Origin of the sequence: Burkholderia sp. MSMB0856, assembly GCF_001524645.2 — a bacterium.
Taxonomy (GTDB): Bacteria; Pseudomonadota; Gammaproteobacteria; order Burkholderiales; family Burkholderiaceae; genus Burkholderia; species Burkholderia diffusa.
The window spans coordinates 1,167,705-1,182,886 of the sequence record NZ_CP013427.1 but is presented as its reverse complement, the minus strand read 5'-3'; the positions used below and the strand labels follow the sequence as shown (position 1 = coordinate 1,182,886).

General features: G+C 63.2%; 11 protein-coding genes. 6 read left to right on the top strand and 5 right to left on the bottom strand.

Annotated features, from left to right (window positions below; translation table 11 throughout):
- Positions 1-6: 6 nt before the first annotated feature.
- From WS87_RS06660 to acs, 5 genes are all read right to left on the bottom strand, one after another.
- Positions 7-1,169 (bottom strand): IS3 family transposase gene (locus WS87_RS06660; protein ID WP_107937997.1). Its coding sequence is split into 2 segments (ribosomal slippage): positions 7-914 and positions 914-1,169, totalling 1,164 coding nucleotides; the frame shifts between segments, so codons are not numbered across the junction.
- A gap of 51 nt (positions 1,170-1,220) precedes the next feature.
- Positions 1,221-5,039, bottom strand: coding sequence for a DUF4011 domain-containing protein (locus WS87_RS06655; protein WP_236873212.1), 3,819 nt, complete (start codon positions 5,037-5,039; stop codon positions 1,221-1,223).
- A gap of 134 nt (positions 5,040-5,173) precedes the next feature.
- Positions 5,174-7,189, bottom strand: coding sequence for a sodium:solute symporter family protein (locus WS87_RS06650; protein WP_059820851.1), 2,016 nt, complete (start codon positions 7,187-7,189; stop codon positions 5,174-5,176).
- Complete coding sequence (locus WS87_RS06645) at positions 7,183-7,536, bottom strand: DUF4212 domain-containing protein (protein ID WP_059820852.1); 354 nt, start codon at positions 7,534-7,536, stop codon at positions 7,183-7,185. The genes WS87_RS06650 and WS87_RS06645 overlap by 7 nt, the downstream gene beginning before the upstream one ends.
- A gap of 85 nt (positions 7,537-7,621) precedes the next feature.
- Entirely contained in the window at positions 7,622-9,604 is a 1,983-nt protein-coding gene (acs, locus tag WS87_RS06640) for an acetate--CoA ligase (protein ID WP_107938117.1), read from the bottom strand.
- Positions 9,605-9,919: 315 nt separating this feature from the next.
- On the opposite strand from acs, the gene WS87_RS06630 reads away from it, so the two are divergent.
- The 6 genes from WS87_RS06630 (at position 9,920) to WS87_RS06605 (ending at position 15,071) form a co-directional block, all read left to right on the top strand.
- The gene (locus tag WS87_RS06630) at positions 9,920-10,837 is read left to right on the top strand and encodes a DMT family transporter (protein WP_059820935.1); all 918 of its coding nucleotides are present in this window, start codon (positions 9,920-9,922) and stop codon (positions 10,835-10,837) included.
- A gap of 113 nt (positions 10,838-10,950) precedes the next feature.
- On the top strand, positions 10,951-11,556 hold the full coding sequence (locus tag WS87_RS06625; RefSeq protein WP_059820936.1) for a TIGR00645 family protein: 606 nt from the start codon (positions 10,951-10,953) through the stop codon (positions 11,554-11,556).
- Between the two features lie 34 nt (positions 11,557-11,590).
- Positions 11,591-13,114 (top strand): fumarate hydratase, encoded by a 1,524-nt coding sequence (locus tag WS87_RS06620; RefSeq protein ID WP_059820937.1) that lies wholly within the window; start codon positions 11,591-11,593, stop codon positions 13,112-13,114.
- A gap of 193 nt (positions 13,115-13,307) precedes the next feature.
- On the top strand, positions 13,308-13,784 hold the full coding sequence (gene bfr, locus WS87_RS06615; RefSeq protein WP_059820938.1) for a bacterioferritin: 477 nt from the start codon (positions 13,308-13,310) through the stop codon (positions 13,782-13,784).
- 37 nt (positions 13,785-13,821) lie between these two features.
- A complete protein-coding gene (gene murI / locus WS87_RS06610) occupies positions 13,822-14,685 on the top strand; it encodes a glutamate racemase (protein WP_059820939.1) in 864 nt (287 codons plus the stop codon).
- Between the two features lie 149 nt (positions 14,686-14,834).
- Positions 14,835-15,071: a (2Fe-2S)-binding protein gene (locus WS87_RS06605; RefSeq protein WP_059820940.1), complete on the top strand. Its 237-nt coding sequence runs from the start codon at positions 14,835-14,837 to the stop codon at positions 15,069-15,071.
- Positions 15,072-15,182: the final 111 nt, after the last annotated feature.

Genomic DNA, 15,182 nt, shown 5'->3' with positions numbered 1-15,182 from the left:
TAGTGGTCAACTAATCCCGGACACTGCGTTAAGTTTTTCTTCCGCAACCGCCGGAGCCAGTCCGTCATTGAACTGATGCGGCCGTATCCAGTTGTACCGGTGCATCAGGTAGTGGCTGATGTCCCGGTGTGCCTCCTGCGCCGACATGTAGCCCACTGACGGTAGCCATTCGGTCTTGAAGCTGCGGAACAGCCTCTCCATCGGGGAGTTATCCCAACAATTTCCTCGACGGCTCATGCTCTGCTGTATCCGATAGCGCCAGAGGCGCTGACGGAATTTCCGGCTTGCATATTGGCCGCCTTGATCCGAGTGAAACAGCAAGCCTTGCGGTCGGCCACGTTGCTCATAGGCCATCTCCAACGCCTGCACGACCAGATCGGCATCAGGGCGTGTCGAGAACGCCCAGCCAACAACCCGACGCGTGAACAGGTCGAGTACTACGGCCAGATAATGCCAACGTCCCTGCGCCCAGACATACGTGATGTCACCACACCACACCTGATTCGGCCTACCAACCTCGAATTCGCGATTGAGATGGTTCGGGATATCGATCCGCTCGACCGTGGCCTGCTTGTAGGCATGGCGGCCCGGCTGCTTGCAGATCAACCCGAGTTCTTCCATCAAGCGGCTGACCTTGAAGCGGCCAATCGCCGTACCTTCCTCGCGCATCATGCCCATGATGCTGCGACTGCCAGCAGAGCTTCGACTCTCGATGAACAGCTCGTGTACCCGGCTACGCAGTGCCATGCGCTCGGCATCAACGCGTCGGGCTCGCCCTCGGTGGGCATACAGGCAAGACCGCGACACGTCGAATACCGCGCAGATCAGCTCGACCGATTCGCTTGCGCCAATCTGATCAATTACTTCGTACGTTCGATGCCTTCCGACATCAAGAGCGCGGTAGCCTTTTTTAAAATGGCCTTCTCACGCTCGAGGCGTTCGATACGCGCCTCGAGTTCCTGAATACGCTGTTGATCCGGCGTGATTGCCTTGCCCTGCGGCGTGACGCCCTGGCGTTCCATCTGAAGTTGCTTCACCCAGCGGCGCAGCACCGTCTCGCCGACGCCGACCGAGCGGCTTGCTTCCATATGACTATAACCCTGGTCGAGCACCAGACAGGCGGCTTGCTGTTTGAACTCCGGGGAAAACGTACGTCGTTGCTTGCTCATCAGACACCTCTTCATGGCGAACATTCTCGCCTAAATCAGTGTCCGGATTCATTAGACCACTACAAGCTGCTTTGGATCACCAACCACAACGACCTGTCTTGAGCGCGCGATCGCTCCCAAGGCGTCAACCGGCTGAATCTGACTGGCCTCATCCATCACCAGCAAATCGAACTCCATAGCGCCCGGTACAAGGAACTGCGCCACCGAGAGCGGACTCATCATGAATACCGGCTTGAGCGCCCGCAGGGCTGGACCGGCTCTCTCCACGAGCTTGCGCAGCGATATATGCCCCTTCTTTTTTTGAATCTCTCCCCTCAGCACCCCAAGCGGGCCCAGAGCGCCACCATCCCGCGGCGGAACGTTCTGGTAATGTGCCCGCACGACTTCCGCACTTGCGGCAACAATCCGCTGCCGATCCAGGGCGACAAACTCCTGAACAAGGCGTCCATGACTAGCCCCATCAAACCGGGCAAGATCGGGTTGAAGGCGAACCATGCGCGCATAAGTCGCCTCAAAATAGGCCATCTCGAACGTGCAAGCCAGCGCTTCCGGTGCAAGTCGGCCATCATCCAGACGCGCCACTAAATCGCTGCAACCCTGAGCCCGGGCCCGCGCCGAGCGATCCCGGTAGTTCACCCAGCGGAAGAGCTGTTCATGCTCCTCGCTCCAGCGTCGCAGTCGCCAAACAAGGACATCAAGCCTTGCATCTAGGATCGCGCCGCCAATTGAAGCCTCCAAGTCCAATTGGAGTTCATCAGCCAATGACTTAAATCTTGTCTGGATGAGCGCCTGCGATGCCGCCAATGCCTCTGCGCGAAGCGCCAGACTCTCTCGTTCGCCAATCCGGCCAGCTAAAGCTCGGATGTCGGGGTTCCGTCCAATCCAGTCCGCAGCCGAGTGCAGCCTCGTCCAATTCGACTGTTCCGCTTGCCACTCGCCATCAAAGGCGGCCCGCCCTTGCGTTAATCCCGCGCGCACGGCCTCGCGATCGCATTGACCGGTGACCAGCACCTCCAAGACAGCGCGGATTTCACCAACGTTGGCGACTCCATCAAGGATCAGCGCACGTGTAGTCGAATACGCGCCCGTATATCTCACCGCGAGCTGGAGCAGCGAACTTAAGTCAGCACGCTCCACCGCTGCGATTTCGCCAAATACTGCATCCCGGGCTACCCCGAGATCCGCCCATACCTCAATTAGCCCACGTTCGACCTCCTGGCAGACAGACGACAGTTGCTTGGCACGCGCCGCCACCTCCGTCTTTTCCGGGCTGCGTGCAGCAATCAATCTCGGCTCAGCGCCCAGCCCTTTCAAGGACCGCATCCATTCGACTAACGCCAAGAGCGGCGCTGACCGTGACTTCGTCCCACGCCAGTCATCGCCAAACGCACTACGCCCGAAAGCATCATCCGTCTCAATGATCTTCTTCGCGTCCTGCCCCTTAGCCAGCGCATCCAGCAATCCCAATACAACGGGAAGCGGCTGATTAGGAGTCGCGAGAACGGATCCGACCAATCGATTGGCCGCACGCCATTCACCGCTCAAAAAACGAAAAATGCTCGTGCCACGCGATGCCAATGTCGCACGTGCGGGCGTCAGGCTGAGAGACCATGCCATCTCGGTCAGTTGAACTCCAACAGCGGCTTTGGCAGCTTCCAAGTCTGCAACGGCTTGAGCGACCTCTCCTGCATGCTCGACACCGCCATCCCAGAGATCCGCAGCGAAAGTTTCCGGGCTGGCAGGCGGCGCAGACGCCACTCGCTCACCGATACGGGCCAGCGTCCGGAAGTCTTCCAACGTGGATCCCGACTCCCGTCCCAATTGGCGAGCGAGCGCCGCCGCCTCAGTCAGCAAGCGGGGCAGTTCTTCGGATACCCGGGCGAGACGTTGAAACTGCTCCACACCAAAAGTCTCGGGAAGCTCTGTGAAGGCGCCGCGAGCATCATCGAGGCTGGTATCCCATGCGTCCTCGACAACTCGTCCGGTCAGGGTCTGTCGTTGTACCTCATACCGTTGACCCAACTCAAGCAAATGCAAGATGGGATCCGGGGTCTCCCAACTGTCATTTCCCAAGGCCGACGCGGATAGTTTGGGTGCCGTTGCAACGCGCTGGAGCAATTCCACCATCGGAGGAAGGTCGGACAATCGAAGCGGCGGTTCGAGTTCCAAGAGTTCTGCGACAGCGTTGAACTGCTGCTGCTCCGCGGTGACTTGTTCGAGTAGCTGCTCGACACGCGTAACCAAACGCTCAGCATCCATCGGTGAGATCGCAGCCAATCCCACACCCACCCAAGCATGATCGGCCGGCCGACCAATCTCCGTCACACGGCTTGCCAAATCTGCCAGCAAATCCTGTCGAGCAGCGAAGCCATCCTTACCCCACTGCTCCGGACTCTCTAGTTGAATATCATTCGGACGCTCCCCCTGCTCGCGCAGGCGGACCAAGTGACCAATTACCTGGAACGGAGAGAGCTCCGATTTCGAATCGACGGTATGCAAATTTCTTGCATGGGTATTGAGACCGTCGCGCGCCTCAGTCAGCCGCGTGAAAAGGGTTCTCGAGTCCGCAAGCTTGGGAGCACCCAATTCCCACGTGCGCCGCAATTCATCCAACACCGCGCGCTTGTTCGCTTTGTTACTGTGCAGCTCCAAGCAAGCGTCGCCGACACCTTTGTCATCGAGCCGGCGTTTTACCACATCCAATGCGGCCATCTTTTCGGCCACAAAAAGCACGCTCTTTCCGTCCTTGACTGCGGCGGCGATGATGTTGGCGATCGTCTGGCTCTTGCCTGTACCAGGTGGCCCTTGGATGACTAGGTTCTTGCCCCGCCGCACTTCATGGATCGCCAGTGCCTGCGAGCTGTCGCAATCCAGAATATGGATCATTTCGGATGGAGGGATCAACGCATCGATGTTAGCGTCCTCGTGTGCGAGATCCTCGCCACCGTCAAATCCCTCTGCCAGCAACGAACGAACCAACGGGTGGTCACCTATCGCGGCGCCTTTAGGCCAAACCTCTAGATCCAAATCCCGATACATCAAGAACTTTGCAAAGGAAAAGAATCCCAGCGACATCTGGTCGGGGAATACCTCCCACCCATCCTTCGTCTCAACACTTTGCCGAACCGACTCTATATAGTCGAGCGGATTGAATATGTCGCTCGCCTCAAAGACCGGCATACGGAGCGCATGCACTCTATCGAGGTAGGCTTCAAGGGAAAGGTTGGACGCAAAGTCCTCCTGCCTTGCCTTCAAATTGAAGCGCTCACCGGCATTGCCCCGGTCAAGCTGAACAGGGACGAGTAGGAGCGGCGCGTAACGAGTGTTCTCCGCATTATTGGGATCGACCCATTTCAGGGCACCCAACGCCAAGAAGAGCACGTTGACACCCTGCTCCTCCTCCAGCGTGCGTGCATCGAGATAAAGTTCCAAGAGACGCTTCTGAAGGCCCTTGCTTGTCAAACGGGTTTGCAGGCGAGTATCAGAGTGTCGTCGCAAAACACCTCGTTCGTCTATGCTGTCATCTTCTGGTTGGGCCAACTCCTCAATTTCATCGGGTTCGACTAGTATTTGTTTCGAAGCCTCGTCAGATTCTGGATTCTTGGTCTCTGCGACGCGTCCCGCCAAAAAAGTGAAAGTTTTCCCCTCTCGGACGAGCAACCGAAATACCTCACCGACTTTCTCATCGATGATTTCGATGAAACGGCCTCCTCGCGCACCCCGTGGCACATTAAGCAGACGGTTGCGCGCAGACAAATCGAGTAACTCGACCCGAGCTCGCTCCAGTTTTTCGGTGAGCGGCAAGTTACTCTGGAAAATGGATTGATCTTCACCTGCCGCAGACGCGACTTGCCCCTGTACTGGTTCCATGACTTCCCCCGATCATTTCTTGCCCTCTATTCGAAGGCCTTCTATTCATTAACGGACACTATAACGCTCTATGGAATGTACGCGCATCAAGCGGAGCCATTGATAACGAACGCGGCCTAACGGCTGCCTGCCCCTCACGGATGCCGAATGTAATCCACCAACGCCCTCGTATACTCATCCGGCTGTCGATCAAGCAAACTCACCGCGATCGCCACCGCGAACCCCGCCGGCACGCCGAACACGCCTGAACTGATCGGCTCGATCCCGAACCACGTCCGCCCGGCGAACCCCGTCAGCTGCGTGAAGTACGGATACGTCGACACGATGTAGTACACGCACACCGCCAACCCCGTCACCATCCCGGCGATCGCCCCGCGCGTCGTCGTGCGCTTCCAGAACACCCCGAGCACCAGCACCGGAAAGAAGCTCGACGCCGCGAGCGAAAACGCCGCCCCGACCAGAAACAGAATCTTCCCCGTATTGAGCGACGCGACATACGACGCGAACAGCGCGACACCAAGCAGCAAGACCTTCGAGATCGTCACGCGCCGCTGGCTCGACGCATTCGGCGCGACCATGCAGTAATAGACGTCGTGCGACAACGCATTCGCGATCGTCAGCAGCAACCCGTCCGCGGTCGACAGCGCCGCGGCCAGCGCTCCGGCCGCGATCAGCCCCGATACGACATACGGCAGCCCCGCGATCTCCGGCGCGGCCAGCACGACCATGTCCGGCTGCATCTGGATTTCCGACCAGTGCACGATGCCGTCGCGAATCACCTCGACGACGCTGATCAGGTCCGGTTCGAAGTGGTGCCACTGCGTGACCCATGCGGGCAGCTCGGCGATCGGCCGCCCGACGAGGCTGGTGAGAATCTCGTACTTGATCATCACCGCGAGCACCGGCACGCTCAGGTAGAACAGCGCGATGAAGAACAGCGTCCAGCCGACCGAACGCCGGGCCGATGCGACCGACGTCGTCGTGTTGTAGCGCGTGAGGATATGCGGCAGGCTCGCAGTGCCAAGCGACAGGCACAGCAGCAGCGCGAGGAAATTCCGCTCGCGCGGCTTGCGGTCGTCGTCGTTCGCCGCGGGAAACGGCTCGTGCATCGGCACGGGTGGCTCGGCGCGTGCCAGCAGATCGTCGCGCGCCTGGGTCCAGGTCACGCGCGCCGCCGTCGGGTCGCGCGGGAAGTCGGCCAGCTCGCGCTCGCGCTGGTTGATCTCGCGCAGCGGCCCGTTGTGGCGCCGCAGGTCCGCGAGCTGGTCGACGAGTTGCCGGCGAGCGTCCGCATACGATGCGGGCAAGCGATCGAGCTGCGCCTGCACGACCGCGGCCTGCCGGCGATACGCATCGCGCACCTGCTGCTCCTCGGCCGCGTCGCGCAGTTGCGCCTCGCGCGCCGCCACGCGCTCCATCAGCCTGCCGTAATTGAATTGCGGCACCGGTCCGAGGCCGTTCTTCATCGCGATCAGTGACACGGGAATCAGGATTGCGCTGATCAGGATGATGTACTGCGCGACTTGCGTCCACGTGACCGCGCGCATCCCGCCGAGAAACGAGCACACGAGAATGCCCGCGAGCCCGCAGAAGATCCCGATCGCGAAGTCGACGCCGATGAAGCGCGTCGCGATCAGCCCGATCCCCTGAATCTGCGCGACCAGGTAGACGAACGAGCACAAGATCGCGGCGCCGGCCGCGAGCGCGCGCACTGCGGTGCTCGAAAAGCGCGTGCCGAGGAAATCGGGAATCGTGTAGCGCGCGAGCTTGCGCACGTACGGCGCGAGCAGGAACGCGACGAGGCAGAACCCGCCCGTCCACCCCATCACGTACGCGAGCGCATCGTAGCCGGTCGCGTAGAGCGAGCCGGCGAGACCGATGAACGACGCCGCCGACAGCCAGTCGGCCGCCGTCGCCATCCCGTTGAACGCGGACGGCACGCGCCGCCCCGCCACGTAGTATTCGACGAGATCGGACGTGCGCGACAGCAGCCCGATCACCGCATACACGGCAATCGGCACGAACAGGAACACGTAGCCGATCCACACGCCGGAACCGGTCGCGCGCTCGATCCGCCACAGCAGCAGCACGAACCCGAGAAAGCCGAGCGTGTAAAGCGCGTACGCGCGAATCAGTCGATGCGTCAGCATGGATCAGCGGCATGGTGCGCATTGCCCGCCTGCGCCGCATGTTCGTCGTACGCGCGCCGCAGCACGCGGTCCGCGCGCTGCATCAGGCCGATGTAGACGACGATCAGCACGAGATACACGAGAATCGCGCCCTGCGCGCCGACATAGAACGGCAGGCTGAAACCGGCGAAGCGGATGCCCGCGAGCGCGGGCGCGAAGAACGGCACGACGAACGACACCGTGAAGCCGATCGCCATCAGCACCACGATCAGCACGACGTTGAAACGCCAATAGCGCGCATGGGCACGCGCGAGCGTCTCGGGAACGGGCGGCGGCGCGGCGGGCGCCGGACGGGACGGAACGGTCATGCCGTTATTTAGCAAAAAGCCCCTGCGCGGGCAATCGGGATTGCCGCGCAGGGGCTCGTGCGCGCAACGTGCGCAACAGGCGCGGTCAGCGCACTTCGGCGAGCTGCTCGAGGATCGCCGGGTTCTCGAGCGTGGACGTGTCCTGCGTGATCGCCTCGCCCTTGGCGAGCGAGCGCAACAGGCGCCGCATGATCTTGCCCGAGCGCGTCTTCGGCAGGTTGTCGCCGAAGCGGATGTCCTTCGGCTTCGCGATCGGCCCGATCTGCTTGCCGACCCAGTCGCGCAGCGTCTTCGCGAGCGCCGCTGCCTCCTCGCCCTCCGGACGCGAACGCTTCAGCACCACGAACGCGACCACCGCCTCGCCCGTCGTGTCGTCCGGACGGCCGACCACCGCCGCTTCCGCAACCAGCTCGTGCGAAACCAGCGCCGACTCGATCTCCATCGTGCCGAGCCGGTGACCCGACACGTTCAGCACGTCGTCGATGCGGCCCATGATCGTGAAGTAGCCGGTGTCCTTGTCGCGCACCGTGCCGTCGCCGGCGAGGTAGAGCGTGCCGCCGAGTTCTTCCGGGTAGTAACTCTTCTTGAAGCGCTCCGGGTCGCCCCAGATCGTGCGGATCATCGCCGGCCACGGACGCTTGACGACGAGAATGCCGCCTTGCCCGTTCGGTACGTCCTGCCCCGTCTCGTCGACCACCGCGGCCATGATGCCCGGCAGCGGCAGCGTGCACGAACCCGGCACCGTCGGCGTCGCGCCCGGCAGCGGCGTGATCATGTGGCCGCCGGTTTCGGTCTGCCACCACGTGTCGACGATCGGGCAGCGTTCCTGGCCGACGTGCTTGTGGTACCACATCCACGCTTCCGGATTGATCGGTTCGCCGACCGTGCCGATGATGCGCAGGCTCGACAGGTCGTAACTCTTCGGATGAACCTTGTCGTCGGCCTCGGCGGCCTTGATCAGCGAGCGGATCGCGGTCGGCGCGGTGTAGAACACCGTGACCTTGTGATCGTTGATCATCTTCCAGAAGCGGCCTGCGTCCGGGTAGGTCGGCACGCCTTCGAACACGACCTGCGTGCCGCCGCACGCGAGCGGGCCGTAGGTGATGTACGTGTGGCCCGTGACCCAGCCGATGTCGGCCGTGCACCAGAACACGTCGGTGGGCTTCCAGTCGAAGGTCCACTTCATCGTCTGCGCGGCCCACAGCAGATAGCCGCCGGTGCTGTGCTGCACGCCCTTCGGCTTGCCGGTCGAGCCCGACGTATACAGGATGAACAGCGGATGCTCGGCGCCGACCCATTCCGGTGCGCACGTGTCGGATTCGCTGTCGGCGATCTCGTGCATCCACAGGTCGCGCCCGGCGTGCCAGTCGATCGTGCCGCCGGTGCGGCGATAGACGATCACGCTCTTGACGGCTTCGCAGCCGCCCATCGCGAGCGCCTCGTCGGCGATGCTCTTGAGCGGCAGCGTCTTGCCGCCGCGCGCCTGCTCGTCGGCGGTGATGAGCGCGACCGCGCCGACGTCGACGAGCCGCTCGTTCAGCGATTTCGCGGAGAAGCCGCCGAACACGACCGAGTGCGTGGCGCCGATGCGCGCGCAGGCCTGCATCGCGACGATGCCTTCGATCGACATCGGAATGTAGATGACGACGCGATCGCCCTTGCCGATTCCGCGTTTCTTCAGCGCATTCGCGAAGCGCGACACGCGCGCGAGCAGATCGGCATAGGTGACGCGCGTGACGGTGCCGTCGTCGGCCTCGAAGATCACCGCGACGCGCTCGCCGTTGCCGGCTTCGACGTGACGGTCGAGGCAGTTGTACGACGCGTTGAGTTCGCCGTCGTCGAACCACTTGTAGAACGGCGCATTGCTCTCGTCGAGCACCTTGGTGAACGGCTTGTGCCAGCTGAGGCCCTCGCGCGCGAGACGCGCCCAGAAGCCTTCGTAATCCTGCTCGGCTTCGGCGGCCAGCGCGCGGTAGGCCGGCATGCCGGAAATGGTCGCCGCCTTCTCGAGCGCCTCGGGCGGCGCAAACTGACGGGTTTCGTGAAGAACCGATTCAATCGCAGACATCGACTACCCCTTGGTGAACATGAATCCTCTGCATGGCGGCGCGATCGTGCGCGCCGCGTCTTGGCCGGCGCTTGCGCGCCGCTGTCTCCCACTCACCCGCGCGCGGCCCGAAGGCTGCGCGCGATGCTGCGCCGCACCACGTCACAAGACGGTGGATGTACGGCCCGGCGATATCCACGATAAGCGCTCGAACTTACCCGTCACTTACGCGACACCGCCGTTCCGCACGCCGCGCGGCGGCGCCTTGCGGTCTGCTTTACGCTGTTACAACCGCGACCCTACAATCCTAACTGAACTCGCCTCCCGGATTCCAGCTTGAATCGCTACGCCCTCTTCCTCATCCTGTCGATGCTGTTTGTCGGCAGCAACGTCGGTATCGGCAAATCCATCGTCGTCTTCGTCCCGGTCGCCATCCTCGCCACGCTGCGCTTCGTGATCGCGATCGCCGTGCTGTGGCCGCTGTTCAGCCCGGTGAAGATGCGTGCCGTCCGGCGCGCGGAATGGCTGAACCTGTTCCTGCAGGCGTTCTTCGGCACCTTCATGTTTACGCTGCTGATGCTCAATGGCGTGCAGCGCACGAGCGCGGTCGCGGCCGGCGTGATCACGAGCACCATCCCGGCGATCGTCGCGCTGTTCGCGTGGCTGATCCTGCGTGAAAAACCGAACGGCCGTGCGCTGGTGTCGATCGCGCTCGCGATCGCCGGCGTCGTGACGATCAACCTCGCCAACGGCAGCGCAGGCAGCGCGTCCGCGCACGGTGCCGGCGGCACCTCGGCCGGCTCGCTGACCGGCAACCTGCTGATCCTCGGCGCCGTGTGCTGCGAATCGATCTACGTGATCCTGTCGCGCCGGCTCACGCAGACACTCGCGCCGATCGACATCTGCGCATACACGCATCTGTTCGGCCTGTGCCTGATGCTGCCGCTCGGCGCGACGGCGTTGTGGCATTTCGATTACGCGAGCGTGCCGGCCGGTACGTGGGCGCTCGTCGTCTGGTACGGGCTGTCGGCCAGCATCTTCTCGTTCTGGCTGTGGATGAAAGGTATCCGGCACGTGCCGGGCAGCCTCGCCGGCGTGTTCAGCGCGGTGCTGCCGGTCGCGGCCGCCGCGTACGGCATCGCGTTCCTCGGCGAACGCCCGACGCTCGCGCACGGCATCGCGCTCGCATGCGTCGTCACCGGCATCGTGCTCGCGAGCCTGCGCGTGAAGCGCGTGCCGGCCGCCGCGTCCTGATCCGTCCCCGGCAGCCCCGGCGCGTCGCTGCAGTCGCGCCGGCCGACGCGTTACAATAGCGCGCCTTTTCAAGATTACCCCCGATACCTGCGCCCAGCGCCCGACCCTCCACCATGTCTGCCCCGCATTCGCCCGGCTCCACCCGTCGTCCCCTGCGCCCGCTGCCCGCGCTGATCTTCATGAGCCGCTGGCTCCAGGTTCCGCTTTATCTGGGCCTGATCGTCGCGCAGGCCGTCTATGTGTTCCTGTTCCTGAAGGAAGTCTGGCACCTGCTGTCGCACGCGACGAGCCTCGACGAGATCAGCGTGATGCTTGCAGTGCTCGGCCTGATCGACGTCGTGATGATCTCGAACCTGCTGATCATGGTGATCGTCGGCGGCTACGAGACGTTCGTGTCGCGTCTTGGCATCGAGGGCCATCCCGACGAGCCCGAGTGGCTCGACCACGTGAACGCGGGCGTGCTGAAGGTCAAGCTGTCGATGGCGCTGATCAGCATTTCGTCGATCCACCTGCTGAAGACCTTCATCAACCCCGACCAGCACACAACGCACGCGATCATGTGGCAGGTGATCATCCACGTGTCGTTCCTCGTGTCGGCGCTCGTGATGGCGTGGGTCGACCGCCTGACGACCCACACGCACCCGGCCCATTTCCACGAGACGCATGTGCCCGCCCCGGCCGTGTCCCGCAAATCGGTCGAAGCCGCCGCCAACGCATAAACGTATTCCCCTCAGTCCTCACAGAGTCTCAGCCATGACCGTCATCAAACAGGAAGACCTGATCCAGAGCATCGCGGATTCGCTGCAGTACATCAGCTACTACCACCCGCTCGACTACATCCAGGCCCTCGGCCGCGCGTACGAGCTGGAAGAGAGCCCGGCCGCGAAGGACGCGATCGCGCAGATCCTCACGAACAGCCGCATGTGCGCGGAAGGCAAGCGCCCGATCTGCCAGGACACCGGCATCGTCACGATCTTCGTGAAGGTCGGCATGGACGTGCGCTGGGACGGCGCGACGATGGGTCTCACCGACATGATCAACGAAGGCGTGCGCCGCGGTTACACGCACCCGGACAACGTGCTGCGTGCATCGATCGTCAATCCGCCGGAAGGCGCCCGCAAGAACACGAAGGACAACACCCCGGCCGTGATCCACTACGAGATCGTGCCGGGCGACAAGGTCGACGTGCAGGTCGCGGCGAAGGGCGGCGGCTCGGAGAACAAGTCGAAGTTCGTGATGCTGAACCCGTCCGACTCGATCGTCGACTGGGTGCTGAAGACGGTCCCGACGATGGGCGCGGGCTGGTGCCCGCCGGGCATGCTCGGGATCGGCATCGGCGGCACCGCCGAAAAGGCGATGCTGATGGCGAAGGAATCGCTGATGGAGCCGATCGACATCCAGGAAATCATCGCGCGCGGCCCGAAGGACTGGGTCGAGGAACTGCGCGTCGAACTGCACGAGAAGGTCAACGCGCTCGGCATCGGCGCGCAGGGCCTCGGCGGCCTCGCGACCGTGCTCGACGTGAAGATCATGGCCGCACCGACGCACGCGGCGTCGAAGCCGGTCGCACTGATCCCGAACTGCGCGGCCACGCGCCACGCGCACTTCGTGCTCGACGGCTCGGGCCCCGCGAAGCTCGAGGCGCCGTCGCTCGACGCGTGGCCGAAGGTCCAGTGGGAACCGAACACGGAAACGAGCAAGCGCGTCGACCTGAACACGCTGACGCCGGAAGAAGTCGCGAGCTGGACGCCGGGCCAGACGCTGCTGCTGTCGGGCAAGATGCTCACGGGCCGCGACGCCGCGCACAAGCGCATCGCCGACATGCTCGCGAAGGACGAGAAGCTGCCGGTCGACTTCACGAACCGCGTGATCTACTACGTCGGCCCGGTCGATCCGGTGCGTGACGAAGTGGTCGGCCCGGCAGGCCCGACGACGGCCACGCGGATGGACAAGTTCACCGAAACGATGCTCGCCCAGACGGGTCTGATCTCGATGGTCGGCAAGGCCGAACGTGGCCCGGTCGCGATCGACGCGATCAAGAAGCACAAGGCGGCGTACCTGATGGCAGTCGGCGGTGCGGCTTACCTCGTGTCGAAGGCGATCCGCGGCGCGAAGGTGCTCGCATTCGAAGATCTCGGCATGGAAGCGATCTACGAGTTCGACGTGCAGGACATGCCGGTGACGGTGGCGGTCGATTCGTCGGGCACGTCGGTGCACCAGACTGGTCCGAAGGAGTGGCAGGCGAAGATCGGCAAGATCCCGGTCGCAACCGCTTAAGCGCGCTCGCACGAAAGGCCGGACGGATGTCCGGCCTTTTTACTTCTCATTCTCGTTATCGCGCTCGGCCCGCTATCCGGGGCCGATTCTCATTACACGCAAAAGGCAGGCCCGACAAGGCTTCGAGGCTTGGCTTTTCTCGTTCGAGCGATTATCGTTCGGTTTCTGAAGCCCCACTGAACAAGGAACAGCCATGCAAGGCGACAAGAAAGTCATCGAATACCTGAACGCCCAACTGAAGAACGAACTCACGGCGATCAACCAATACTTCCTGCATGCGCGCATGTACAAGCACTGGGGCCTCGAAAGGCTCGGCAAGCACGAATACGACGAATCGATCGGCGAAATGAAGCATGCCGACTGGCTGATCGAGCGCGTGTTCATGCTCGACGGCCTGCCGAACCTGCAGGACCTGCACAAGCTGCTGATCGGCGAGGAAACCGAAGAGATCCTGAAGTGCGACCTGAAGCTCGAGCAGATCTCGCAATCCACGTGCAAGGAAGCGATCGCTTACTGCGAATCGGTGCGTGACTACGTGTCGCGCGAGATCTTCGAAAAGATCCTCGACGACACCGAAGAGCACATCGACTGGCTGGAGACGCAGATCGACCTGATCGGCAAGGTCGGCCTGCAGAACTACCAGCAGACGATGATGGGTTCGCCCGAGTAATCGCCACGCCCGCCACGATCGCCACCTCGCCTTCTGCATGACGACGACGAACCCGCCAGCCGCTTCCGCGGTCCGCCCCGCCGCCCCCGTCGGCATCTTCGATTCGGGGCTCGGCGGCCTGTCGGTGCTGCGTGCCGTGCGCGCGCACCTGCCCGGCGAGTCGTTCGTCTATGTCGCCGATTCGCACCATGCACCGTATGGTCCACGCGACGAAGCATTCATTACGGAGCGCACGCTGGCCATCGGCGAGTGGCTCGCCCGCGAAGGCGCGAAAGCGCTCGTGATCGCGTGCAACACCGCGACGGCGCGCGCGATCGCGGCCATCCGCGAGCGCCTGTCGATACCGCTCGTCGGCGTCGAGCCGGGCATCAAGCCGGCCGCCGCGCTGTCCGCGACCGGCGTCGCGGGCGTGCTCGCCACGCAATCGACGCTGAACAGCCCGCGCTTCCAGGCACTGCTCGACCGCTACGGCGCGGGCCGGCGCTTCATCTGCCAGCCCGGCCACGGGCTCGTCGAAGCGATCGAACGCGGCGACACGAACTCACCCGCGTTGCGCGCGTTGCTCGCGCGCTACCTGCAGCCGATGCTCGACGACGGTGCCGATACGCTGGTGCTCGGCTGCACGCATTACCCGTTCTTCACAGAAACGATCCGTGACCTTGTCGGCGACCGGCTGACGATCGTCGATACGAGCGATGCCATCGCCCGGCAACTCGCGCGGGTGCTCGACGAACGCGGCCTGCGCGCGCCGGCCGGCACGCGTGCCGCGCCGCCACGCTTCTGCTCGACGAGCGACGGCCTGCAACTGCGCGCCCTCGCGTCGTCGCTGCTCGGCATCGACGCGCCGGTCGAATCCGTCACCATTTCCTCGCCGAACGCGCGCGCCTGCGCGACCGTCTGACGCGGGCCGGCACGCCGCCGGTTCGTTCTCTCCCGCTCCGCTTCCCGGTTCAAGGGTCCGATGACCTTAAAAAAAGCCGAACCAGGCTTGTCAACGCCCGCAAATTTAATGATAATAATTCGCATTAACGTTAGCTATCGCAACTCATCATGATCGTCTGCGTGTGCAAGTCTGTTTCCGACCGCAAGATTCGCGCGTCCCTCGCCGAGGGCGTGAGTTCTTTCGATGAACTCCAGTTCGAACTCGGCGTGGCCACGTGCTGCGGCAAGTGCGAGGATTCCGTCCGCGACCTCATGGCCGAGCAAGGCGTCTGCGCGAGCCGGTGCGGCGTCGAGCATCACGCTCATCCGATTCCGGTGACGTTCTACGACCGCAAGGCCGCCTGAGCGGCGCCGAGCGTACCTGTGCGGCTGCGGCCGCATTTGATGTCCGACCGTCAGCAAGCCACCTTCCGCGCGAGCCAGCGGCTTACCTGCCAAGGAGCCTGTCATGGAATT

Excerpts from the sequence above, each read along its gene's own strand:
- murI (WP_059820939.1), top strand. The coding sequence starts at position 13,822 with ATGACGACGACGAACCCGCCAGCCGCTTCCGCGGTCCGCCCCGCCGCC.
- WS87_RS06645 (WP_059820852.1), bottom strand. The coding sequence starts at position 7,536 with ATGACCGTTCCGTCCCGTCCGGCGCCCGCCGCGCCGCCGCCCGTTCCC.
- WS87_RS06620 (WP_059820937.1), top strand. The coding sequence starts at position 11,591 with ATGACCGTCATCAAACAGGAAGACCTGATCCAGAGCATCGCGGATTCG.
- WS87_RS06605 (WP_059820940.1), top strand. The coding sequence starts at position 14,835 with ATGATCGTCTGCGTGTGCAAGTCTGTTTCCGACCGCAAGATTCGCGCG.
- WS87_RS06655 (WP_236873212.1), bottom strand. The coding sequence starts at position 5,039 with ATGGAACCAGTACAGGGGCAAGTCGCGTCTGCGGCAGGTGAAGATCAA.
- acs (WP_107938117.1), bottom strand. The coding sequence starts at position 9,604 with ATGTCTGCGATTGAATCGGTTCTTCACGAAACCCGTCAGTTTGCGCCG.
- WS87_RS06650 (WP_059820851.1), bottom strand. The coding sequence starts at position 7,189 with ATGCTGACGCATCGACTGATTCGCGCGTACGCGCTTTACACGCTCGGC.
- WS87_RS06625 (WP_059820936.1), top strand. The coding sequence starts at position 10,951 with ATGTCTGCCCCGCATTCGCCCGGCTCCACCCGTCGTCCCCTGCGCCCG.
- bfr (WP_059820938.1), top strand. The coding sequence starts at position 13,308 with ATGCAAGGCGACAAGAAAGTCATCGAATACCTGAACGCCCAACTGAAG.